This is a genomic window from Luteimonas gilva (assembly GCF_005239095.1).
Classification (GTDB): domain Bacteria; phylum Pseudomonadota; class Gammaproteobacteria; order Xanthomonadales; family Xanthomonadaceae; genus Luteimonas_C; species Luteimonas_C gilva.
Genome location: NZ_SZUA01000001.1, coordinates 906,573 through 926,283 on the forward strand (window position 1 = coordinate 906,573; position 19,711 = coordinate 926,283).

Sequence of the window (19,711 nt, forward strand, 5' to 3'; positions counted from 1 at the left end):
TGAAAACGCATCGGCTTCAAGCAATCGGTGTGATTTATAAACCTAAATAGTGAATTTTTGTCAAGTATTGCCCCACGCGAACGGCTTCGGATGCGCGAAAGTGTTATTCGCGGCACAGTGCGGACGATGCTGAAATCCTGTGCTGATCCGCATGGCGCAACGCTACTTGGCTGCGTTCGGTCCAACCCGTTGCAATACCAACATCCGATCGACCGTGTCCTGCGACAAGTCCACCGCTTCGTGCGTCATAGTAGTGAAAAGCATCTGCCCGTCGGGACCGGTGATGGTGGCGCGCAACGAAGGCCGCGCATGCGGATCGACCGAGCCCCGTGAGACTTGCAACTGGAAAGGAACCGGCACTTGGCCTTCCGGCTTGATGGTCTGCTCGGCCAATAATTTCGCCGGCGCATCCATCAACGCCGCATCCTCCAGCCGCACCGTCACCGTGCTGCCTGGCGGCAAAGCGATGCGTTCGCGATAAAGCACGGTCCCGGCGACGTTCACTTTGCCTTGCTCGGCGGATGCAGGTGCCGCCACCTCACCGTTGCTGGCGCACGCGCTCAACGTCAAGGTCGCGAGCAAAACCGGCACTCGCAAGGAAGCGAAGTACGCCATCGCACCCTCCCTGGATATCCCACCCGCGAGCTTACTCCTTCGCGTGAAGGCAGCCTTCACCCGCCCGCGGCGCGGATCGCCTCCACTTCGCGCCTCGGCGGAGCGCCGAACAAGCGCCGGTATTCGCGGCTGAACTGCGAAGGGCTTTCATAGCCCACGCGATGGCCGGCCGAAGCGGCCTCCAGGCCGTCCATCAGCATCAACCGCCGCGCCTCCTGCAAGCGCAACTGCTTCTGGAACTGCAACGGCGACATCGCGGTCGCCGCTTTGAAGCGCTGATGCAAGGACGAGGCGCTCATATGCGCCGCCGCGGCCAATTCTTCGATCCGCAACGGTTCGGCATAACGGGCCTTGAGCAGTTCGATGGCGCGCGCGATCCGCCGTGCGGAACCGTCGACTTCGCACAATTCGCGCAGGCGCTGGCCCAACTCGCCCGTCAGCACCCGATAGTGGATTTCGCGCATCGCCAACGGCGACAGCACCGCCGCCTCGTCGGGCGTGTCCAGCAAGCGCACCAACCGCAGCACCGCATCGAGCAGCGGCGCGCTGGTGCGCGCGGCGTACACCGCGCGCTCCTGGCTCGCCCGCGCCGGCTCCGGCGGGCCTGCGTGGGTGAGCAATTCGCCCACCAGGGCCGGATCGATATCGATGCGCAAGCAGAGATAGGGATGCTCGGGCGAGGCTTCGGTGATCTGGCCGGTCATGGGCAAGGTCATCGACACCACCAGATAGTTCAGCGGGTCGTAATGGAAGACTTCGTCGCCCAGCAAAGCGCGCTTGCGGCCCTGCACCACCACGCACAGGCTGGCGTGGTAGACGGTCGGCAACGGTTGCGACGGCTCGCTGGCGCGGATCAGCGACAGCGCCGGGATCGCGGACGGATGCAGCCCGTCGCCGGGCACGTTTCGTGCAATCCGGTCGGCGAGCTCGGCCTGCTGCGCCTCGAGTCCGAGCCGCGCCGGCACTACATTGGAAGCCTTGTCGTTCATAGGGAAGCGGCGAAAGGGGGCGTGCGGCGATTATGCGCCCGCAAGCGGCGGAGTTTTTGCGCGATCGCGGGCGATCTGGAGGATCGTGCAAGTTTCCACGAGCAATGGGCTAACGCGATTCCCATCTCCAGGCCTAGTCTCTGCGGGCACTCCCCCATCCTCTTGGAGAACCCCATGAACAGCGCTGCGCATCACGATTTTCCTCGCCGCACGCTCGGCCGGCAGGGCTTGACCGTTTCCGCGATCGGCCTGGGCTGCATGGGCATGTCCGATTTCTACGGCCCCAGCGAACGGGCCTCGAACCTCGCCGTACTCCACCATGCCATCGACATCGGCGTGAATTTCCTCGACACCGCCGACATGTACGGCGTGGGCGAGAACGAGCGTCTGCTCTCCGAAGCGCTTTCCTCGCGCCGCAACGAAGTGGTGCTGGCCACAAAATTCGGCAACGTGCGCGCGGCCGACGGCGCTCTCCTGCGAATCGACGGCAGCCCGAAGTACGTGGCCGCGGCTTGCGACGCCAGCCTGAAGCGGCTGGGTGTGTACGAAATCGATCTGTACTACCAGCACCGTGTCGATCCGAACGTGCCTATCGAAGAAACGGTGGGCGCGATGGCGCGCTTGGTCGAAGCCGGCAAGGTGCGTTATCTGGGCCTATCGGAAGCTTCCGGTGCGACCGTGCGCCGCGCCGCGGCGGTGCATCCGATCGCGGCGTTGCAAAGCGAATACTCGTTGTGGACGCGCGACGTCGAGAACGATGCGCTGCTCGCCTGCCGCGAACTGGGCATCGGCTTCGTGCCGTATAGCCCGCTCGGCCGCGGCTTTTTGACCGGAGCGATCCAGAAAACCGACGATTTGGCCGCGAACGACTGGCGCCGGCAAAATCCGCGCTTCCAGGACGGCAACATCGACCGCAACCGCGAACTGGTCGAAGCGGTGACCGGACTGGCCGCCGCGCGTCGCGCCACGCCCGCGCAACTCGCGCTGGCCTGGCTGCTGCATCGCGGGCCGGATATCGTGCCGATCCCGGGCACGCGCAAGATTTCGCGCCTGGACGAGAACGCGGGCGCGGCGTCGATCCGCTTGAGCGAAGAAGAATTGCGGCGTATCGACGGCGTGCTGGCCAGCCACGAAATCGCCGGGATGCGGTATCCCGAAGCGGGCATGGCCACCGTCAACGCGTGATCGCCGCAACCGACGATCGGACCGCATAGAAAAAAGGCGCGGCATGGCCGCGCCTTTGTGCCGCAACGCTGGCCCAGTCAGTTGAGCTTGGACATCGGCAGGGCTTTGCCGCTGGACAAGGCCTGATCGATGATCGACCGCACCACCCCGTCGGCCTGGCGGCTGAGCTGTTCCTGCTGCTTGCCGAGCGCGTCCATCTGCTTGCCTAGGGCTTCCATGGGCTTGCTGGCTTGCTCCATTTGGCGACTCAATTCTTCCATCGGCCTCTGCGATGCCTCGATGCGCGCCGAATGCGCGTTCATTTTTTCGCTCAAGGCTTCCATGCGGTCCGATAGGGGCTGCATACGCGTTTGCAGGGCTTCCATCTGGCCATCGAGCGCCTCGCGCTGTTGATCGCTATCCGCACGCGCCATTTCGGCGCTGAGCCGCCGCATCTTGTCCGCAAGCACTTGCTGTTGCTCGGACACCGCTTCCATTTCTTTGCCGGTCCGCTCCATCTCGGCGCTGGGCGCCTGATGCTTCGCGCTCAGCGCTTCCATCTGGCGGCCGTAGCCTTCCATCACCTTGCTGTGCCCGGACATCTTGTCGCTCAAAGCTTCCATCCGAACGCCGAGCGCTTCGGTGGGTTTCCAGGCTTCGTCGACCCGGGCGAGCATGGCCGGATCCTGCAGCACGTACGATTCGCTGCCGCGGCGGAACCAGAGGAATTCGCCCTGGATGCTGCGCCGCGCCTTTTCGGCTTCGCGGATGTCGTTGACGTTGCCGGACACGGTCATCGCATCTTTGTCGGCGCGAACCAGCGCATAGGCTTCGCGGGGACCGCGTCCGCCGACTTGGATGCTTCCGGTAGTGCGCCCCGACGCCGATGGCGCGGATCGGGCGGCCGGCGCGGCCTTGGCTTGGGCGATGGCCGCAGGTTTGGCGCTGGCGGTAGCCGCGACCTTGGCGGTCGGCGCTTGGCCTTGCGCGAAAACGGTGAGGCAGATCGCGCTCAAGCCGAGGATCGGCAATGCGATTTTCCAACTGAGCGCATGCCGGTCCGGTCGGACCAGATGCTGGATGCGTGACATGAGATTTCCTCCGTGCGCCGCAGGCGCGAGATGGGGTTGCGCGAATCCGTCCTTAGCGCCGATCAGGTCCAGTTGCTGCAACGCGAGCGCCAGGCGTTTGGGATCGCCCAAGGCTTGCGCCGCCAGTTCGTCGGCGATCCGCTCGCGCTCGGCGCGGATCCGCTTGGAAAGCCACCACACCACCGGGTGGTAGAACAGCAGCGCCTCGATCGCGCTCTGCACCAGGTTGACCAGGTAGTCGTAGCGTTTGATATGGGCCAATTCGTGAGCCAGCAGCGCCTCGAGCAAATCGGCCGGCATGCGCGCGATCAGCGCCGCAGGCACCAGCACCAACGGCCGCCACCAACCGGCCGCGACCGGGCTGTCCAGATCCTCGGCGATGCGCAATGCGATCGCGCGGCGCAAACCCATCAATCCCGCGAGACGGTCGAGCCTGGCTTGCCAGCGCGGATCGACGGCGCCGGCATGCGCGCGCCGCATCCTGCTCACCCACGCCATGCCCATCGCCATGCGCGAGGCCAGCAAAGCCGCGCCGAGCGACCAGAGCGCGACGATCCAAGGCAATCTCAACTGCAAGGCCGAACGCCACGACTCCAACGGCGCGGCGAAAACTTCCGTGCCGGCGGCCGGCGGCGGCGCCATCGTCGCCAACGTGCGCGGAACCGCTACGGCCGCCTCGGTCTGCAATCCCCGCATCAGACCGATCAGCGGCAGCGCGGCGCACAGCGCGAGCGCCGCGCAGGCTACCGTGTACCGCGCCTGCGGCCGCGCGTTGCGCAGCAGAGCGAGGGTCAAAGCGGCGGCGAAACCGACCGCCAAGCCTTGCCAAAGGAAATCGATCAAGGCCCAACCCAAGGCGGCAACGAACGCGGGATCGCTCATGAGTCTTCTCCATGCAGGAAGCGTTGGATTTCCTTGCGTTCCTTCTCGGTCACGTGCCCGCGCAGCGCGGCCATCACCAACTCCTTGCCGGAGCCGGCGAAGGCTTTATGGATCAGTTCCTTCAGTAGATTGGTGCGCAGCGAATCCTGCGCTTGGGCCGGCGCGTACACGTGCGAGCGTTCGCTTTCGTCGCGCACCAATAGGCCTTTGCCGTGCATGATCTGCATCAGGCGCAGCACCGTGGCGTAAGCCATGTCCGGACGTTCTTTCTGCGCGGCTTCGTGCACCTGCTTCACGGTCGCTTCGCCCAGCGGCCATAGCACGCGGAGCAAATTCAACTCGGCCGGAGTGGGTTTGGGCGGGGCTTTCTTCTTAGCCATGCAGCAAGGTCTCGGGAACCTGGAACGCACCCTAGACCCTCTAGAACTCTTTGTCTAGAACTTTTTGTCTACTATGACTTTAGTTGGGTCCGGGCGGCTCAGCCGCGCAGCGGCCAGCGCCCGAGCGGCTCGTACTCGCCTTTTCCGATCGGGCTGCGGACCAGCACGAATTCGTCGGCGCGCCAGGAAATCGGGTTTATGGGCCGCGGCGCGAGCGAGCGCTCGTCGTACATCAGGGTCAGGTGCGGTTCGAACCCGTGCGAGACGCGGACCACGCTCCCCAATCCGCGCAAGGCCTCGCCCAGCGTCGCATGCAATTCGCGCAAGGCTTCGCCGGCTTCGGTGCGCAAGACCAGCGGCGCATCCTGCCTGCGGCTGGCGAAACTGGAGACGTGATCGAAACGCACGTCGAAAGGGCTCGTTCGTACTTTGGAAGCCGCCTGCGCCGCGCGCTCGGCGATCGGCCGCCACAGATCCTGCGGATAGTCGCCGAGGAAATGTAGGGTCACGTGAAAATGGTCCGCGCGCAGCGCCTTCGCGCGCAGCCCATGTTCGCGACGCAATCGGTCGACGAGCTCTTCGATCTTGGCGACCGCGGCCGCATCCGGAAACAAAGCGAAAAACAGCCGATCGCTCGGCTTCGTATCGCCGAAACCGAGGCCCAACTGTCCGCTCTGCGAGGCGTCGCGATCCATGCGCCGCATTACTCGCTCTTGCGGACCGGCGCCGGCTCCGCGAGGGACGTACGCGGCAACGCCTGCGGCCCGGTTACGGCCTTGCAACCGCTGACGTAGGCGACGAAGCCGGCCATGTAGTCGCGCAAAGCCGTTGCGACGCGCTCGTCGACGATGCGGCCTTCGCCGTCGAACACGCTGCCGGCGCGCGACACCATCACCCTCCCCCCGGCCCACAGCTGCGCGCGCAGCGTGCGCATCACCGGCAGCCAGGCGTCCTGCGACAGGATGGTGCCGAAACCGCCCGGCGAAGCGCCGACGATCGCCACCGGCTTGCCGCCGAACACGCGCGGGATGTCGGACGAAGGCCGCGACAGCCAATCGACCGCATTCTTGGCTACGCCCGGAATGCTGTTGTTGTATTCGGGCGTAGCGAGCAACAGGCCGTCCGCGGTCGCGATCGCGTCCTTCATCGCGGCCACTTCGGCGGGAATGCCGTGCGCGGCCTCGTCGTCCGCGTTGTACAGCGGGAATGAGCGGATCGAAACGGTCTCCAGGGAGCTGCCGGCCGGCATCATCTCCGCCGCGGCGCGCAGCAAGGCCGTGTTGTACGAGCCTTTGCGCAGGCTGCCCGAGAATCCGACGATCGTGACCATGGCGCTCCGTTCCGATGCGGCCGCCCACGGCGGCACGAACGGATTGTGATACAGCCGCGCAGCGCGCGCGATCCTCGATGCGCTTTCAGCGCCCGGACGACGGCGCGGCGATCCACAACTCGCCGGCGGCCAAATCCAGCGTAACGACCTTGTCCTTCAAGAACGGCATGCCTAGGTTGCCGTCCAGGATCATGTCCGGCGCGAAGGCCGTGCCCTGCGCGCGCAGCGCGCCGGAAACGGCGAAGTCCGCTTGCTGCGGCCCCTTTTCTTCGGGATCCAGCCCCAACAGCGCCGCATACGGCTTGGCGACCAGGATCGTGCCGCCGTTGCCCGTATCCAGCTCCATCCACGCCATGCCGCTGCGCGTCGGGATGCCGACGGATGCGGCCAGCGCCCTGCCCTGCAGTTCGCGCGACAGGCTCACCGGCAGACTGCGCGCTTGCGCGGTGCGTTCGCGCAGGCTTCCGGGCGATTCGACGATCAGGCGCATGGCCGGAAAATCGATGGTGATCGCGCGCCCGGCGAACGCGTCCAGCGCGATCGATCCGTCCAACGGCGCGGCGTCCTTGGGCAGCAGCGAGACGATATCGAACACGCCGGCGACCGGCACACGATAGGTCTGCGCGCCGAGGCGCAAGGGCACGTCGTCGCAACGCGGCATATCGAGGCGGTCGCCCATCATCCGGTGGCCGCTCAAACGGCCCCAGGGCTTGCAACCGATCTTGGCGGCGAAGGACGGCGACAGCAGCGTGATGCCGCCCGCCGTATCGAACGTGAACAACCCTTGTCGATCGCCGACCTGCGCGCGCAACGCGACGGTCTTGCGATACGGCTCCAGCTTGTAGACGGCTTGCGGCGCTGTCGCCGCCGCAGCGGCGAACGGAAGGAAAGCCAATGCAGTCAAGAAACCTTTGCGAACCATCGATCGTTCCTCTTCGAAAAGCGGCCATAGCCGTTCATCGACTGGATGCATTCGGATTCGATTCCGTCGCAGCGCGCCGCGAGCGCTGGTCGCGAGCCGCCGTGAGTCCGTCCTGGCCATCGATGCCTACGCCGAACCGAGAGCCGCTTCGGCCATGAAAATCTAGCGAGTCCGACCGCCCTTCTGCCGGCGCGGGGGGCCTTAAAACCCCCTTTTGGCCTCCCGTCCGGAGCCGCTTTCGTTCGATCGGAAGGGGCCACTTCCGGGGGTGTTCCACTGGCTCCGGAAAGGAATAGACTCGTCTCCAGCGCCATCCTCGCGGCCGGGCCGCGGAGGGTTTTCGCATGACGGTTTGGGCGACTGCGGCGTTGCTGGCGGCCTCCGCACTGGGGCCTGGTCCGGCTCCTTTGCCCAGCGAAAACCAAGTCCTGGCCGTGCCGCCCGAACTGGAAACGCAGTTCCGCCGGCAAGTGATCGACAAGACCGAATCCAAGCCCGAGCGCCTGCGCCTGTTGATCGATTTCGTGCTCAACGAGCCGGGCTTGGGTCTGGTCTACGACAACGAAACCACGCGCACCGTCGCCGAAACCTATCGCACCCGCCAGGCGAACTGCCTGTCGTTCACCCTGTTGTTCGTCGCGCTCGCGCGCGAGGCCGGGCTGAAGACCCATATCCAGGAATACGAAGAAGTGCTGTTCTGGTATTTGCAGGACGGTTTGGTCTACAACTCCAGCCACGTCAACGCGAAAGTGGAAGCGGGGCCGTTGCGGCAAACCGTGGACGTCGGCCGCAATATGCTGATCTCGCGCTATAAGCCGAAAATCATCACCGACCAACGCGCGCTATCGTTCTTCTACAACAATCGCGGCGTTGAACTGATGGCGCAGGGCGATCTGGTCGGCGCGCGGCGGCATATGGAGCAATCGTTGAAATTGGCGCCCGACGAACCTTCCGGCTGGAGCAATCTGGGCGTGCTCGAAATGCGCGTCGGCGACACCGCCTCGGCCGAACACGCTTATCAAGAAGCCTTGAAGCTGGATTCCCGGCACGATGCGACCTTGACCAACATCGTCGCCTTGTACCAGCGTCTCGACAACCGCGCGCTCGCCGCCAAATACCTGAAACGGCTCAACCAGGTGCAGTCCGCCGACCCGTTCCACCAGTTCATGATGGCTACCGACAGCGAGCGCCGCGGCGATTACGCGGCGGCGGTGGGCTACTACCGGCGCGCGATCCGCCTGTATCGCGACGAGCCCGCGTTCCACCTCGGCCTCGCCCGCGCCTACCAAGGCTTGGGAGACGCCGCGCGCGCCGAACGCGCTTTGGCGAGGGCGGACGTGCTGAAACAAGAGAACGAACGGCGTGCGCTGCAAGCCAAGAACGAAGAACGGCGGCGGCGCGCCGGCGCCGTGGCCAGGCAGGTCAATTTCTAGCCGCGGCGCGCGTAATCGGCGGGCGGGCGGCCGACCAGCGCCTTGAAGTCGCGGATGAAGTGGGCTTGATCGAAATAGCCCAAATCCAGCGCCAACTGCGCCCAATCCACTTCGATGCCTTCGGCAAGGCGCTCCAAAGCCTCGTGCAACCGATAACGGTTGATCACCCATTTCGGACCGACGCCGACGTATTCGTTGAATAAGCGCTGCAGGCTGCGCGCACCGATGCGCCAGCGCTCGCTCGCCTGTTCGACGCGGCCTATGCTCAAGTCCGAAGCGATGGCATCGACGATTTCGCCGGCGCGCAGCGCCTCGGGATCGGCAGGCGGCAGACGCGCGAGAAAGAAGCGCTCCGCAGCGGCGACTTGTTCCGCATCGCTTCGCGCCGCGAACAGCTCCGCTTCCAAAACCGCGGCTTCGGCACCGAACACCGCTGCGCCGTCCAGCGAAGCGTCGCGCAGCGCGGATAGCGGCTTGTCCAGATAGGCGCGGAAACCGCCGGGCCGGAATTTCACCCCGAACACGCCGCCCCGCCCTTCAAGCACGCGGGTGAAGCGGCCGGTATGCACGCCCTGGATGCGGGTGAGGCCGGGTTCGAACACCCAATGCACGTTCGGATGCGGCAGGGTCTCGCGCACTTGCGGCGGCGAACCTTCCAGATCCCAGCGCACGATCCAGAAGTGCTGCACCACTCCCGCCAAGGGAGGCGCCGGCGCGATCCGGGCGTGGTGGAAAACGCCCGGTCCTGGCGCATGGCGCAGGATTCCGCGCGCCTTGCCGGGCGCGCGTACGGAATCCGCCGTTTCGGGCGAGGAATCCGCCTGTCGCGTTTTTCCAATATCCGCCTGCACGGTTTTGTTCGAATGCGCGCAAGGAAGGACATCGGAGTCTGCCATGAAATCGCGCACCGCCCCCGCTTTCGCCCTCGCCCTCTGCGCGGCCGCTTCTCTAGCGCACGCGGCCGCCCCTTCGCCGCAGGAGCCTATCGCCATGCACGCCAAAGGCAGTTTCGATATCAAGATGCAGCCGCAGAAACCCGACAATCCGCAAGCCGAGGCCGCGCAATTGGCCCGTATTTCGCTGGACAAGCGCTTCGCGGGCGCGCTGGAAGCCGTCAGCCAAGGCGAAATGCTCGCGGCCGGCGGCGGGCAATCCAGTGCGTACGTCGCGCTCGAAAAGATCGACGGCGCGCTGCAGGGCCGCAAAGGCAGCTTCTTCCTGCTCCACAGCGCGACCATGCGGCAAGGCGCGCCGCAAGATTGGTCGGTGACCGTGGTGCCGGATTCGGGAACCGGGCAGTTGCAGGGATTGGCCGGAAAAATGCGGATCGACATCGTCGACGGCAAGCATTACTACGACTTCGAATACACGCTGCCGGCGCCGTGATGGCCGCTGCAAAGGGCTCCACCTCGCCGCGACACGGCTTCGGTTAGCCTCGAAGGCCCGCCGATCCGCTTTGCGGCCGGAGCCCGACATGGAGCACACGACGCAACAAAAACGCAGCGCGCCTTATCTTCGCCTGCACGCGATGGTCCTGCTGTCCTTCCTGACGATGTACGCCCTGATGTACGCGATGGTCGACCGCATCGGCAACGTCCTGCCCAATCTCAACCAGTTCTACATGGCCGGCCTGATGGCGGCGCCGATGGCGATCTTCGAGCTGATCGTGATGCGCGGCATGTATCCGAACAGCAAGGCGAACGCGATCCTGGTCGCGGTGAGCCTCGCGGCCATGCTCGCGTTCTGGTTCGGCATCCGCGAGCAAGCCGGGATCGGCGATCGCCAACTGCTCAAATCGATGATTCCCCACCACACCGGCGCGGTGCTGATGTGCAAGCGCGCGGCATTGAGCGACCCGGACAACCGCGCGCTGTGCGACGCCATCGTCGCCGGGCAGCAGGCCGAAATCGACCGGATGAAGGCCAAGCTGCGGACGTCCGAACCTTAGGCCGGTTGGCGCGATTCTTGAAGCCGGCGCCGCCTTGTGCGCGCGTCGGCTTGGGGGCATATTGCGCGGCGACCTCACCGCCGGGGAACGACATGGTCTTGGGAATGGGTCCGCTCGTCCTGCTTCACGTCGCGATCAGTCTCGTGGGAATTTTCTCCGGGTTGATCGTGCTGTTCCACGGGTTGCTGGCTTCGCGCAGATTGCCCGGTTGGACCTCGCTGTTCTTGTGGTCGACCGTGGCCACCAGCCTGAGCGGTTTCATCCTGCCGGCGACGCGCTTCCTGCCTTCGCACGCGACCGGCGTCCTTTCGATGATCGCGCTCGCCGTCGCCATTCCCGCGCTGTACAAATTCCGCCTGGCCGGCGGCTGGCGCCGCGCATACGTCGTGAGCGCGGTGCTCTCGCTCTATCTCAACGTGTTCGTGCTGGTGGTGCAGCTGTTCCTGAAAGTGCCGGCCTTGAAGGCCTTGGCGCCGACCCAGAAGGAGCCGCCGTTTCTGATCGCGCAAGGCGCCGTGCTGCTGGTTTTCGTCGCACTCTGCTTGTTGGCGTTGAAGCGTTTCCGTCCCGAACCGGCGACGCCTGCCGCTGCCGGAGCCGCGGCGCTGTCCTGAGAACGATCAAACCAGGCGGTGTTTCTTCAACAACGCCTGCTCGTCGCCGGTAACGTAGGCGAAGATCTTCGGCACGCCTTTGCGCAGCGCCAGGAAATACCGGTTGGCGAATACGATTCTCACCGGCGCGCCGTCCTTGCGGCGCCGGTATCGCGAATCCCAAGTCACCTTGGCCATCGCGTGCGTGGCGTCCAGCGGCGTGACCTCGAGCTTGGCGATCTTCATCGAGACGGTGCCGATCTTGCGGTAGTAAGCGAAGCCGCGACCGGGCGCGAACCTGAACCTCAATCCGTTCTTGCCGCCCTGGACGCCCGCCGGGCTGGATTCGACGAAGTATTCGGCGAACGAACCGATCACGCCGTCGGTGTCCACGTCGGAAGGATCGTCGAGCGAGCGCTGGAAACGTTCGGCGTACCGGCGGAAGAAATGCGCGACCTTGCGCTTCATGGCGGCGGGAGTCATGCCGGCTCCTGATGCGAACGGGCCGCCAGAATGGGAGAGGCGCGATCAACGCGCCGTGACCGCGGATCAGCGCAACTGGCTGTCCTTGCTGCCGCGGCGGTTGTAGCCGCTGGCGGCGCCCTGTTCGCGATCGTGCGCTTCCTGGCAGCTCACGCACAAACGCACGCCGGGCACGGCCTTGCGCCGCGCTTCGGGAATCGGCGAATCGCATTCTTCGCAGCGTTCCAAGCCGGGCCCGTGGCCGAGCTGGCTGCGCGCTTTCTTGATGGCGTCCTTCACGGTCGCGTCGATCTGGTCCTGCACCGCGCCGTCGCCCGCCCAACCGGTGGCCATATTCGCCTCCGTTCCTTGTTCTAGGCTGCAAGGATAGCTCCGCTGCGATGAATCTGTCGCAAAGGCATCGCCGCGCAAGGCTTAATTGATTCTGTCCGCGGAGAAGGCGCCGTTTCCCAAGCGCGCCTGCACGCCTGTAGTCTTAGCGAGTCGACCCAAAGCGGAATCCCTCCGATGCCTCGGACCCTCCTGATCTGCGCTCTGCTCGCCCTTTCCGCTCCGGCCTGGGCCGGTAGTTTCGCCGGCACGTCGGCCGGCGCATCGTCCGCGGGCTCGTCGGCCTCGTCGGGCAGCACCTCGGACGACGACAAGATCGTGCTGCAAGCGCGCGACGACGCCGCCAGCTTCGTCGCCAGCGAAGGCCGAATCCGCGGCGCGCAATTGGAAGCCGCGCTGCGCCAATTGCGCGAACGCCACCCGGCCGCGCGCGAGGCCAGCGACCTGCAGCTCGCGCAGGCCATCCTGGCGCAGTGAACCTGCGGCGCAAGCCGCGCCCGGCCGCTCTGTGGGCGGCCTCTTGTTTATTGGCCTGCGCCGGATCGGCACAGGCCGAATTGCAGCTGCAGCCGGATGTCGCGGGGCTGACGCCCGCCGAAGCGGCCGCCACGGAACGGCTGCTGGACGATGCGATGCGGCGCCTGCCGCCGGCGATCCAGGCCTTAGATCGCCGCATCGACGTCTTGTGGCGCGATCTGCCCGCGCAAGTCCATGGTCGCGCGCGGTCGCATCGGATCCTGCTCGATCGGGCCTTGCTCGACGCCTGGATCGCGCGCCCCGCCGGCGACGACGGCACCGCGACCCGCGCGGCGTTGGCCGCGACGATCCACGAACTCGCGCACGTGTACGACCGCAGCGCGCAGGGACGCGTGTCGCGCGACCCGCGCCTGCTCGACCTCGCCGGCTGGCAAGTCAGTCCGATCCGATTCGGCCTGCGCGGTTCGCGCAACGGCTTCAGCGATCGCAGCCCCGATCCGTACGAGCTGCACAGCCCGGCCGAATTCGTCGCGGTCAATCTGGAGCATTTTCTGCTGGATGCGGATTACGCCTGCCGCCGGCCGGACTTGTACCGTTACTTCGCCGAACGCTTCTCGACGACGCCGCCGTCCGCCGCCTGCGCGCCCGGCCTGCCTTTCCTGCAAGCCGATGCGAGCGGCGCGCCTTTGCAAGCCTTGGATCCTAAGCGGGTCTACGCGGTCGACTATCTGTTCGCCGAGGACAACGCGCAGGCGATGAGCCGCTGGGGCCACAGCATGCTGCGATTGGTCGTTTGCGCGCCGGACCGGCCGCCCGGTCCGGATTGCCGCCTGGATTTGCAATACCACCGCGTGCTCTCGTTCCGCGCCTTCGTCGACGACGTGCAGATTTCCAGCTGGCGCGGCTTGACCGGTTCGTATCCGTCGCGGCTGTTCGTGCTGCCCTTGGACCAAGTCGTCGACGAATACACCAAAGTCGAACTGCGCGGCTTGCGCTCGCTGCCGTTGCGGTTGCGGCAGGACGAAATCGCCGCCTTGCTCGAACGCGCCGCGCGCCTGCATTGGAGCTACGACGGGCGCTATTACTTCCTCGGCAACAACTGCGCGGTGGAAACCTTCAAGCTGCTCCACGACGGCGTGCCGCGGCTGGCCGATGCGGGCTTGGCCAGCATCACGCCGACCGGCCTGCTTAAACGGCTGCAGCGCGCGCGGATCGCCGACGCCTCGGTATTGGACGACCCGCAAGAAGCGCGCCGGCTCGGCTATTACTTCGAACCGATGAGCGCGCGTTACGAAGCCATGTACGCGGTCGCCCGACAGGCGCTGCGACTGCCGCAGGCCGATGCGCAGGCCTGGCTCGACTCGGCGCCGAGCGAACGCCGCCCCTGGCTGCAACGCGCCGATCTGCGCGCCAGCGCCGCGCTGTTGCTGCTGGAAGAAGCGTCGCTGCGCCGGCAGGAATTGGCGGCGCGGGACGAGCTGAAACGCCGTTTCCTCGGCGATCGCTCGGCGCCGGAAAGCGAGGACGCGGTGGCGGGACTGCAAGACCTGTTGCGGCTGGAAGGCCTGCTGAGCCGTCCCGCCGCGCTGGTGCCGGGCGATGGTTACGGCTTGCCGCAGGCGCAGGAACGCGAAGCCTTGGCGCAAGCGAGCGCCGGCTATGCGTCGGAATGGCGCCAGCGCGGCGAGGATTTGCGCGCCGAAGCGCGGCGCTGGCTGCCGCCGTCGCGGCGACAGGCGCTGAGCGATGCCGAGGCCAATATCGAACTGCTCGGCGAGCGGCTGCGCCGCCTGCATCGCGAACGAGGCGGACTGCGGCTATAAGCGCTTTTGTAGGAGCGGCTTTAGCCGCGAGCTTTTTCCATCAAATCGCGACATCGTGGCGATTTCAGAGAGAAAGCTCGCGACTAAAGCCGCTCCTACAAAAGCAAAGCTCGCCCGAGGATCGCTACGTTCGCACCAAAACCGCCCTTCGCCGCGTCCGTAGCGTTACGCCTGGCCCGTTGACCGGCGACCCATAGAGTCGAGCCTGCTCGACTGCTCTTGCTTACGCCCTTTCCTAATGCTGAGCTAAAGCAGTCGAGCAGGCTCGACTCTACAAAGAAAAATTAACGCAACTTTACGGTTGCATTTCCGATGCGCTCCGGATAAGGTAAGCGCAACCAGGAGGTTGCCCTTATGTCCGACACCGATCGCATCGTCAAACAAATCCTGCTGAAAGCCCCGCGCGAACGCGTCTGGCGCGCAGTGAGCGACGCCAAGCAATTCGGCGCCTGGTTCGGAATGGCGTTCGACGCGCCTTTCGCGCCCGGCGCCAAGATCACCGGCAAGATCGTGCCCACCCAGGTCGACGCCGAAGCCGCCAAATCGCAAGAGCCCTACGCCGGCATGGCGTTCGATTTCATCATCGACCGGATCGAGCCGATGGACGTGTTCTCGTTCCGCTGGCATCCCTACGCCGTCGATCCCGATACGGATTATTCGCAGGAGCCGATGACCCTGATCGTGTTCGAGCTGAAAGACGAAGCCGGCGGCACCCGCCTGACCATCACCGAATCCGGCTTCGACGCCATTCCCCTCGCCCGCCGTGCCGAAGCGTTCGCGGCCAACGAAGGCGGCTGGGAAGCGCAAACGATGCTCATCGCGAAATATTTGGAGCGAACGGCCTAGCGCCCCGCACATCCATGCCCAGACCTCGCCCGCGCGCCGCCAAGCTCGCCGACGCCGCGCCGATCTTCGCCGCGCTCGGCGATCCGACGCGGCTGCATATCGTGGCCCGCCTCGGCCAAGGCGGGCCGTTGCCCATCGTGCGCCTGACCGAAGGCACGCGACTCACCCGCCAAGCCATCACCAAGCACCTCAACGCGTTGTCGGATGCGGGTTTGGTGAAAAGCGAACGCAGCGGACGTGAGCGCGTCTGGGAATTGCAGCCACGGCGCTTGGCCGAAGTGCGGCGTTATCTCGACATGATTTCCGCGCAGTGGGACGTCGCGCTCGACCGTTTGCGCATGCTGGTGGAAGAAGACGATCGGGACGGCTGATGTTTTTGGGGGACACAGGGGGTTTGCTTTTCGTCGCGATTTTGCCGATCCGCGTAAATCCCCTCGCCCCCCTTTTCGAAGGGGGGAGGAACAGCAGCATCAATATTCGCGCTTGAACCAAAACGCATCCGGCAACGGCGCCATGCCGACGCGCCGATAGAAGCCGACGGCATCGGGCACCGACGCCAGGATCAGGCTGACGCTCGGCCCCAGTAGGCGGCGCGTTTCGTCCAACAATCCTTTCCCGATGCCCAATTTCTGCGCCTTGGCCGACACGGCCAACTCGGACAGATAGCAGTTCCAGGAAAAATCGGTCGTGCAGCGCGCCACGCCCACCAGCGGGCCAGCGGGCGCGTCCAATCGCGCGGTCACGATCAGGTTCGAACCCGACAGCATCGCCCGCAATCGCGCTTCGTCGTCGACGGGCCGGGTGGCGCCCAGGCCGGACTCCACCAGCACCTGCCTGAATTCTTCCGCCGGTAGCGTCTGTTCGCGCGCATAGACCACGCGGGACGGATCGTTCATGGGCTCAGTCCTCCAGGAATTTCGGCACGCCGACCTTCAATCCCTTGCCCGGCAAGGCCATCAGCGTGGACGTGCCGTGCGCGACCAGCTCGTCGTTTTCGTCGTACACGCCGGCTTCGGCATAGCTGATCTGCCGGCCTGCACGCAGGCAACGGCCGTCCGCGCGCAGGCGCCCGCGCGAGACGGATTTCAGATAGTTCAATTTCAGATCGACGTTCACCAACCCCGCATCGTCGGGCAGGCGCACGAAACCCGCCCAGAACGTGGCGGTGTCGATCAGCGTCGCAAGCACGCCGCCATGGACGATGCCGAACGGCTGCAGATGCCGTTCGCCGACTTCCAGCACGATCCGGCAGGCGTCGAGCTCCAGCGATGCGATCGTCATGCCGATCAGATGCGGATACGGCGCGCCGCGGACGTGGTCCTGCACGGCTTGCAGATAGGCGGGATTCGGCGTCATGGCGTCGCTCGCGGTTCGAATGCGCCACTTTGGCACAGGGAGCGCAGCGCGCGTACCCGCCAATGGGAGGGATCGCAGTCCGTTTCCGGGAGCCCCCGGATCGAGTCCGGGGTCCCGGTTTGCGGCATGGCAGGATCGATCAGCCTAAATCGTGCTCTTCGATCTGGCGCACTTCGCAATCCAGCTCCCATTCGTCGCCGTGGACTTCCAGGAAGCGCTCGGTCAACTTCACCGCCTCGGCCATCGAATCGGCCTTGAGGATCGCATAGCCGCCGATCACTTCCTTGGTCTCGGTGAAGGGGCCGTCGACCGTGCTGATCTTGCCGCTGCGCAGGCGCACGCGCTTGCCCTTGGCGGTGGGCTGCAAGCCGGCCGTTTCCAGCAGGACGCCGGCCGCGGTCCATTCCTGGATCAGCTTGCCCATCTCGGTCATCAGCCGCTCGCTCGGGACTTGGCCATTCTCTTGGACCCGGATCATCGAAAGGAATCGCATCATGGTTCTCCTGGTTGGTTGGGTGATAGAGCCGAGCGGCCGGTGGATCCGGCGCCTGAAACCCCGCTCTCGCTAGGGCAACGAACGGACGGCGAGCGGATCGACAACTAGCAGGCAAATTTTTTCGCCCCGAATCGAGGCCCGGTACCGCCGCCGAGCCGCCCGGGCTACGATCCCGTATCGCCCTTTCCAGCCGGCCCGCATGCCCCGCGCCATCGAAGAGATCCGCGCATCCGAACGCACCGTCGCGCTCGAAGACCTGATCGGCGCCGACCGGCCGCTGGTGCTGCGCGGATTGTGCCGCGGCTGGCCCATCGTCGCCGCCGCGCGCGAATCCGATACGGCCTTCGCCCAAGCCTTGGCCGCTTACGACAACGGTGCGCCGGTCGACACGCTGCGCATGGCGCCCGAAGCCGAAGGCGTGATCGGCTACAACGAAAATTTCACCGCCTTCAACTACGACCACTATCGCGTGACCGTGACGCAGGTGTTGCAGCGGCTCGCGGCGGCCAGCCGCGAGGCCCGTCCGCCCGGCATCGCTTTGCAAAGCGCTTCGATCCCGGCTTGCTTGCCCGGCTTCGCGCAAGCGCATCCGTTGCCTTTGCTAGAACCGTCGGTGCAGCCGCGGCTGTGGATCGGCAACCGGGTCACCACGCCCGCGCATTTCGACGAATACCACAACATCGCGGTAACGGTCGCCGGCCGCCGCCGCTTCACCCTGTTCCCGATCGAGCAGATCGGCAATCTCTACATCGGCTCGCCCGATTTCGCTCCGACCGGCGCCGCGATCGGCATCGCCCGCCTCGACCGGCCCGACGACCCGCGCTTCCCGCGCCTGCGCGAAGCGCTGGCGCATGCGCAGCAAGCCGAATTGGAACCCGGCGATGCGATCTACATGCCGCCGCTGTGGTGGCACCACGTCGAATCGCTGCTTCCGCTCAACGCGCTGGTGAATTATTGGTGGCGGCCGAACCCGCGCGACCGTTACGTGCCGGACACCGCGCTCGGTTGCTTGATGCATTGCTTGCTGACCTTCCGCAACCTGCCGCCGGCGCAGCGCGCGGCCTGGCGGACGGTGCTGGACCACTACGTTTTCTCCGAGGATTCGCCGGCGCCGCATCTGCCGCCGGAGCGGCGCGGCATGTTGGGCGACATGACGCCCGAATTGGCCGCGGAGCTGAAACGCAAGATCCGGCCTTATTTAGACGACTAAGCCGGCTTCTTTGCGGGAGCGGCTTCAGCCGCGAGCGCTTCCGCTCGCTGCGATCTGAGAAAAGAGCTCGCGGCTGAAGCCGCTCCTACAAAAAAACGGGCGCTATTCGGCCGCGAACAAGTTCAAATCGAACGCGGCCGCCATCGTCTTGTAGCCGGCGTCGTTGGGATGGACGTGATCGCCGCTGTCGTAGGCCGGCAGCATGTACTCGGGATGCGCGGGGTCGCGCAGCGCGCTTTCGAAATCCACCACCGCATCGAAGGCGCCGCCGTTGCGGATCCAATCGTTGAGCGCCTGACGCTTGGCTTTCGCCGTCGGCGTCAGCGGCTCGTCGGGGCTGCCTTTCGGCACCAGCGTGGCGCCGACGATTTTGACGCCCTTCGCGTGGGCGCGCGCGATCAGCGTCTGCATGCCTTCGATGATCTGTTCGGCCGACACGTTCGCTTCCGGCGTCTTCAGGCGCTCGGCCGCGCTGATGTCGTTGCTGCCCGACAGCAGCACTACCCAGCGCACGCCGGGCTTGTCGAGCGCGTCGCGATCGAAACGCGACAGGATCTTCGGTCCCAGGTACGGGGCCGCGGCATCGTTGAGGATGCGGTTGCCGGCGATGCCGGCGTTGAGCACGGCGATCGAAGCGAATTTCGGATCGGCCCGCAGGCGCGCCGCGAGCGCATCCGGCCAGCGCCTATTCGCATCCAAAGTGGAACCCACGCCGTCGGTGATGGAATCGCCGACCGCCACGACGGCGCGTGCGCCGGGCTCGGTCGCCACTTCCACGTCGGTCAGGAAAAAGCGGCTGGTGTCGGTTTCGCCGGCCGGGAAAACATCCGCCGCCGTCGCGTCGCCGGGCGCGATGTAGGCCGTCTGGATCGCCAGATCGTGCACCGTCGAAGCCCCGCTGCGCACCGGTACGTACAGGCTCACCGCGAGCCGTTCGAAGGCCGATACGGACATCGCGACCGGATCGCTCAGGATCGATTCGCCCTTGCCCACGGCGATGCTGGCCTTGCCGCCGAAGGTGACGGCGCGTGCGCTGCCGGGCTCGACGGCCGATGCTTGCGCATGCTTGGCCACCCGAACCGGCCCGATCGTCACCGGCCCCTCGCCGTATAGGTTGGAAAAACGCAAGCGGACTTGCGATCCTCCGATGCTGGCGCGGACGATCTGGCGCAGGCTCTGCTTCTCGAATGAAGGGCCGGGCGAACTCGGCGAAGCGCTCCAGGCGCCTATCCAGCGTTCGTTGGCGGCGGGCGCGCCGGAGTCCGCGAACGCGGGCGCCGCCCACGCGAGCGCGCAAAGCAAGCCCGATGCGGCCCGTAGCCAGATCGTACTGCGCATGCTTC

Annotated in this window: 24 protein-coding genes; 10 read left to right on the forward strand and 14 right to left on the reverse strand. The window is 65.8% G+C overall.

Features of this window, described 5'->3' with window-relative positions; translation table 11 throughout:
- Positions 1 to 162: 162 nt before the first annotated feature.
- Both FCE95_RS04170 and FCE95_RS04175 read right to left on the reverse strand, forming a co-directional pair.
- Positions 163 to 582 (reverse strand): YbaY family lipoprotein, encoded by a 420-nt coding sequence (locus FCE95_RS04170; protein WP_223266767.1) that lies wholly within the window; start codon positions 580 to 582, stop codon positions 163 to 165.
- Between the two features lie 89 nt (positions 583 to 671).
- Positions 672 to 1,604, reverse strand: a complete 933-nt coding sequence (locus FCE95_RS04175) for an AraC family transcriptional regulator (protein WP_137265710.1) — start codon at positions 1,602 to 1,604, stop codon at positions 672 to 674.
- 174 nt (positions 1,605 to 1,778) lie between these two features.
- Between FCE95_RS04175 and FCE95_RS04180 the strand changes: the two genes are divergently transcribed.
- Entirely contained in the window at positions 1,779 to 2,789 is a 1,011-nt protein-coding gene (locus tag FCE95_RS04180; RefSeq protein WP_137265711.1) for an aldo/keto reductase, read from the forward strand.
- A gap of 77 nt (positions 2,790 to 2,866) precedes the next feature.
- Here FCE95_RS04180 and FCE95_RS04185 read toward each other — a convergent pair whose 3' ends face one another.
- From FCE95_RS04185 to FCE95_RS04205, 5 genes are all read right to left on the reverse strand, one after another.
- Positions 2,867 to 4,741, reverse strand: coding sequence for a M56 family metallopeptidase (locus FCE95_RS04185; protein WP_137265712.1), 1,875 nt, complete (start codon positions 4,739 to 4,741; stop codon positions 2,867 to 2,869).
- Positions 4,738 to 5,121, reverse strand: a complete 384-nt coding sequence (locus tag FCE95_RS04190) for a BlaI/MecI/CopY family transcriptional regulator (protein WP_137265713.1) — start codon at positions 5,119 to 5,121, stop codon at positions 4,738 to 4,740. The genes FCE95_RS04185 and FCE95_RS04190 overlap by 4 nt, the downstream gene beginning before the upstream one ends.
- A gap of 98 nt (positions 5,122 to 5,219) precedes the next feature.
- Entirely contained in the window at positions 5,220 to 5,816 is a 597-nt protein-coding gene (gene thpR, locus FCE95_RS04195) for an RNA 2',3'-cyclic phosphodiesterase (protein ID WP_189644633.1), read from the reverse strand.
- Between the two features lie 8 nt (positions 5,817 to 5,824).
- Positions 5,825 to 6,451, reverse strand: coding sequence for an NADPH-dependent FMN reductase (locus FCE95_RS04200; RefSeq protein WP_137265715.1), 627 nt, complete (start codon positions 6,449 to 6,451; stop codon positions 5,825 to 5,827).
- Positions 6,452 to 6,536: 85 nt separating this feature from the next.
- Positions 6,537 to 7,373 carry a hypothetical protein gene (locus FCE95_RS04205; RefSeq protein WP_137265716.1) on the reverse strand — a complete coding sequence of 279 codons (837 nt, stop codon included), beginning with the start codon at positions 7,371 to 7,373 and terminating at the stop codon, positions 6,537 to 6,539.
- Positions 7,374 to 7,717: 344 nt separating this feature from the next.
- Between FCE95_RS04205 and FCE95_RS04210 the strand changes: the two genes are divergently transcribed.
- Positions 7,718 to 8,806, forward strand: coding sequence for a transglutaminase-like domain-containing protein (locus tag FCE95_RS04210; protein WP_137265717.1), 1,089 nt, complete (start codon positions 7,718 to 7,720; stop codon positions 8,804 to 8,806).
- Here the strand turns inward: FCE95_RS04210 and FCE95_RS04215 are convergent.
- Entirely contained in the window at positions 8,803 to 9,657 is an 855-nt protein-coding gene (locus FCE95_RS04215; RefSeq protein WP_223266768.1) for a helix-turn-helix domain-containing protein, read from the reverse strand. The genes FCE95_RS04210 and FCE95_RS04215 overlap by 4 nt on opposite strands.
- Positions 9,658 to 9,796: 139 nt before the next feature.
- Here FCE95_RS04215 and FCE95_RS04220 point away from each other — a divergent pair, with 139 nt between their 5' ends.
- From FCE95_RS04220 to FCE95_RS04230, 3 genes are all read left to right on the forward strand, one after another.
- Entirely contained in the window at positions 9,797 to 10,192 is a 396-nt protein-coding gene (locus FCE95_RS04220; protein WP_137266441.1) for a DUF3224 domain-containing protein, read from the forward strand.
- An 88-nt stretch (positions 10,193 to 10,280) separates the two neighbouring features.
- Positions 10,281 to 10,754 carry a DUF305 domain-containing protein gene (locus tag FCE95_RS04225; protein WP_189644634.1) on the forward strand — a complete coding sequence of 158 codons (474 nt, stop codon included), beginning with the start codon at positions 10,281 to 10,283 and terminating at the stop codon, positions 10,752 to 10,754.
- A gap of 104 nt (positions 10,755 to 10,858) precedes the next feature.
- Positions 10,859 to 11,368 (forward strand): hypothetical protein, encoded by a 510-nt coding sequence (locus FCE95_RS04230; protein ID WP_223266769.1) that lies wholly within the window; start codon positions 10,859 to 10,861, stop codon positions 11,366 to 11,368.
- Between the two features lie 6 nt (positions 11,369 to 11,374).
- On the opposite strand, the gene FCE95_RS04235 is transcribed toward FCE95_RS04230, so the two are convergent.
- Both FCE95_RS04235 and FCE95_RS04240 read right to left on the reverse strand, forming a co-directional pair.
- Positions 11,375 to 11,830 carry a nuclear transport factor 2 family protein gene (locus tag FCE95_RS04235; RefSeq protein ID WP_137265720.1) on the reverse strand — a complete coding sequence of 152 codons (456 nt, stop codon included), beginning with the start codon at positions 11,828 to 11,830 and terminating at the stop codon, positions 11,375 to 11,377.
- A gap of 66 nt (positions 11,831 to 11,896) precedes the next feature.
- Positions 11,897 to 12,163 (reverse strand): DksA/TraR family C4-type zinc finger protein, encoded by a 267-nt coding sequence (locus tag FCE95_RS04240; RefSeq protein WP_137265721.1) that lies wholly within the window; start codon positions 12,161 to 12,163, stop codon positions 11,897 to 11,899.
- Positions 12,164 to 12,337: 174 nt separating this feature from the next.
- Between FCE95_RS04240 and FCE95_RS04245 the strand changes: the two genes are divergently transcribed.
- From FCE95_RS04245 to FCE95_RS04260, 4 genes are all read left to right on the forward strand, one after another.
- Positions 12,338 to 12,637, forward strand: a complete 300-nt coding sequence (locus FCE95_RS04245; RefSeq protein WP_137265722.1) for a DUF2388 domain-containing protein — start codon at positions 12,338 to 12,340, stop codon at positions 12,635 to 12,637.
- A complete protein-coding gene (locus FCE95_RS04250; RefSeq protein WP_425481280.1) occupies positions 12,634 to 14,460 on the forward strand; it encodes a DUF7844 domain-containing protein in 1,827 nt (608 codons plus the stop codon). The genes FCE95_RS04245 and FCE95_RS04250 overlap by 4 nt, the downstream gene beginning before the upstream one ends.
- A 354-nt stretch (positions 14,461 to 14,814) precedes the next feature.
- Positions 14,815 to 15,306, forward strand: a complete 492-nt coding sequence (locus tag FCE95_RS04255; RefSeq protein ID WP_137265723.1) for an SRPBCC family protein — start codon at positions 14,815 to 14,817, stop codon at positions 15,304 to 15,306.
- Between the two features lie 14 nt (positions 15,307 to 15,320).
- Positions 15,321 to 15,677: an ArsR/SmtB family transcription factor gene (locus FCE95_RS04260; protein WP_137265724.1), complete on the forward strand. Its 357-nt coding sequence runs from the start codon at positions 15,321 to 15,323 to the stop codon at positions 15,675 to 15,677.
- A gap of 99 nt (positions 15,678 to 15,776) precedes the next feature.
- On the opposite strand, the gene FCE95_RS04265 is transcribed toward FCE95_RS04260, so the two are convergent.
- The 3 genes from FCE95_RS04265 to FCE95_RS04275 all read right to left on the reverse strand — a co-directional run bounded on the left by FCE95_RS04265 (position 15,777) and on the right by FCE95_RS04275 (position 17,155).
- Positions 15,777 to 16,202 carry a GNAT family N-acetyltransferase gene (locus tag FCE95_RS04265; protein ID WP_137265725.1) on the reverse strand — a complete coding sequence of 142 codons (426 nt, stop codon included), beginning with the start codon at positions 16,200 to 16,202 and terminating at the stop codon, positions 15,777 to 15,779.
- A 4-nt stretch (positions 16,203 to 16,206) separates the two neighbouring features.
- Positions 16,207 to 16,662 (reverse strand): PaaI family thioesterase, encoded by a 456-nt coding sequence (locus FCE95_RS04270; protein WP_137265726.1) that lies wholly within the window; start codon positions 16,660 to 16,662, stop codon positions 16,207 to 16,209.
- A 139-nt stretch (positions 16,663 to 16,801) separates the two neighbouring features.
- Positions 16,802 to 17,155, reverse strand: a complete 354-nt coding sequence (locus tag FCE95_RS04275) for a YciI family protein (protein WP_223266770.1) — start codon at positions 17,153 to 17,155, stop codon at positions 16,802 to 16,804.
- A 202-nt stretch (positions 17,156 to 17,357) separates the two neighbouring features.
- On the opposite strand from FCE95_RS04275, the gene FCE95_RS04280 reads away from it, so the two are divergent.
- Positions 17,358 to 18,368: a cupin-like domain-containing protein gene (locus FCE95_RS04280; RefSeq protein ID WP_137265728.1), complete on the forward strand. Its 1,011-nt coding sequence runs from the start codon at positions 17,358 to 17,360 to the stop codon at positions 18,366 to 18,368.
- Between the two features lie 102 nt (positions 18,369 to 18,470).
- On the opposite strand, the gene FCE95_RS04285 is transcribed toward FCE95_RS04280, so the two are convergent.
- Complete coding sequence (locus tag FCE95_RS04285) at positions 18,471 to 19,706, reverse strand: SGNH/GDSL hydrolase family protein (RefSeq protein WP_189644635.1); 1,236 nt, start codon at positions 19,704 to 19,706, stop codon at positions 18,471 to 18,473.
- Positions 19,707 to 19,711 lie beyond the last annotated feature (5 nt).

What these genes read in the sequence shown, in the direction of transcription:
- FCE95_RS04175 (WP_137265710.1), bottom strand. Translation starts at nt 1,604, where the DNA reads ATGAACGACAAGGCTTCCAATGTAGTGCCGGCGCGGCTCGGACTCGAG.
- FCE95_RS04180 (WP_137265711.1), top strand. Translation starts at nt 1,779, where the DNA reads ATGAACAGCGCTGCGCATCACGATTTTCCTCGCCGCACGCTCGGCCGG.
- FCE95_RS04185 (WP_137265712.1), bottom strand. Translation starts at nt 4,741, where the DNA reads ATGAGCGATCCCGCGTTCGTTGCCGCCTTGGGTTGGGCCTTGATCGAT.
- FCE95_RS04190 (WP_137265713.1), bottom strand. Translation starts at nt 5,121, where the DNA reads ATGGCTAAGAAGAAAGCCCCGCCCAAACCCACTCCGGCCGAGTTGAAT.
- thpR (WP_189644633.1), bottom strand. Translation starts at nt 5,816, where the DNA reads ATGGATCGCGACGCCTCGCAGAGCGGACAGTTGGGCCTCGGTTTCGGC.
- FCE95_RS04200 (WP_137265715.1), bottom strand. Translation starts at nt 6,451, where the DNA reads ATGGTCACGATCGTCGGATTCTCGGGCAGCCTGCGCAAAGGCTCGTAC.
- FCE95_RS04205 (WP_137265716.1), bottom strand. Translation starts at nt 7,373, where the DNA reads ATGGTTCGCAAAGGTTTCTTGACTGCATTGGCTTTCCTTCCGTTCGCC.
- FCE95_RS04210 (WP_137265717.1), top strand. Translation starts at nt 7,718, where the DNA reads ATGACGGTTTGGGCGACTGCGGCGTTGCTGGCGGCCTCCGCACTGGGG.
- FCE95_RS04220 (WP_137266441.1), top strand. Translation starts at nt 9,797, where the DNA reads ATGCACGCCAAAGGCAGTTTCGATATCAAGATGCAGCCGCAGAAACCC.
- FCE95_RS04225 (WP_189644634.1), top strand. Translation starts at nt 10,281, where the DNA reads ATGGAGCACACGACGCAACAAAAACGCAGCGCGCCTTATCTTCGCCTG.
- FCE95_RS04230 (WP_223266769.1), top strand. Translation starts at nt 10,859, where the DNA reads ATGGGTCCGCTCGTCCTGCTTCACGTCGCGATCAGTCTCGTGGGAATT.
- FCE95_RS04235 (WP_137265720.1), bottom strand. Translation starts at nt 11,830, where the DNA reads ATGACTCCCGCCGCCATGAAGCGCAAGGTCGCGCATTTCTTCCGCCGG.
- FCE95_RS04240 (WP_137265721.1), bottom strand. Translation starts at nt 12,163, where the DNA reads ATGGCCACCGGTTGGGCGGGCGACGGCGCGGTGCAGGACCAGATCGAC.
- FCE95_RS04245 (WP_137265722.1), top strand. Translation starts at nt 12,338, where the DNA reads ATGCCTCGGACCCTCCTGATCTGCGCTCTGCTCGCCCTTTCCGCTCCG.
- FCE95_RS04255 (WP_137265723.1), top strand. Translation starts at nt 14,815, where the DNA reads ATGTCCGACACCGATCGCATCGTCAAACAAATCCTGCTGAAAGCCCCG.
- FCE95_RS04260 (WP_137265724.1), top strand. Translation starts at nt 15,321, where the DNA reads ATGCCCAGACCTCGCCCGCGCGCCGCCAAGCTCGCCGACGCCGCGCCG.
- FCE95_RS04265 (WP_137265725.1), bottom strand. Translation starts at nt 16,202, where the DNA reads ATGAACGATCCGTCCCGCGTGGTCTATGCGCGCGAACAGACGCTACCG.
- FCE95_RS04270 (WP_137265726.1), bottom strand. Translation starts at nt 16,662, where the DNA reads ATGACGCCGAATCCCGCCTATCTGCAAGCCGTGCAGGACCACGTCCGC.
- FCE95_RS04275 (WP_223266770.1), bottom strand. Translation starts at nt 17,155, where the DNA reads ATGCGATTCCTTTCGATGATCCGGGTCCAAGAGAATGGCCAAGTCCCG.
- FCE95_RS04280 (WP_137265728.1), top strand. Translation starts at nt 17,358, where the DNA reads ATGCCCCGCGCCATCGAAGAGATCCGCGCATCCGAACGCACCGTCGCG.
- FCE95_RS04285 (WP_189644635.1), bottom strand. Translation starts at nt 19,706, where the DNA reads ATGCGCAGTACGATCTGGCTACGGGCCGCATCGGGCTTGCTTTGCGCG.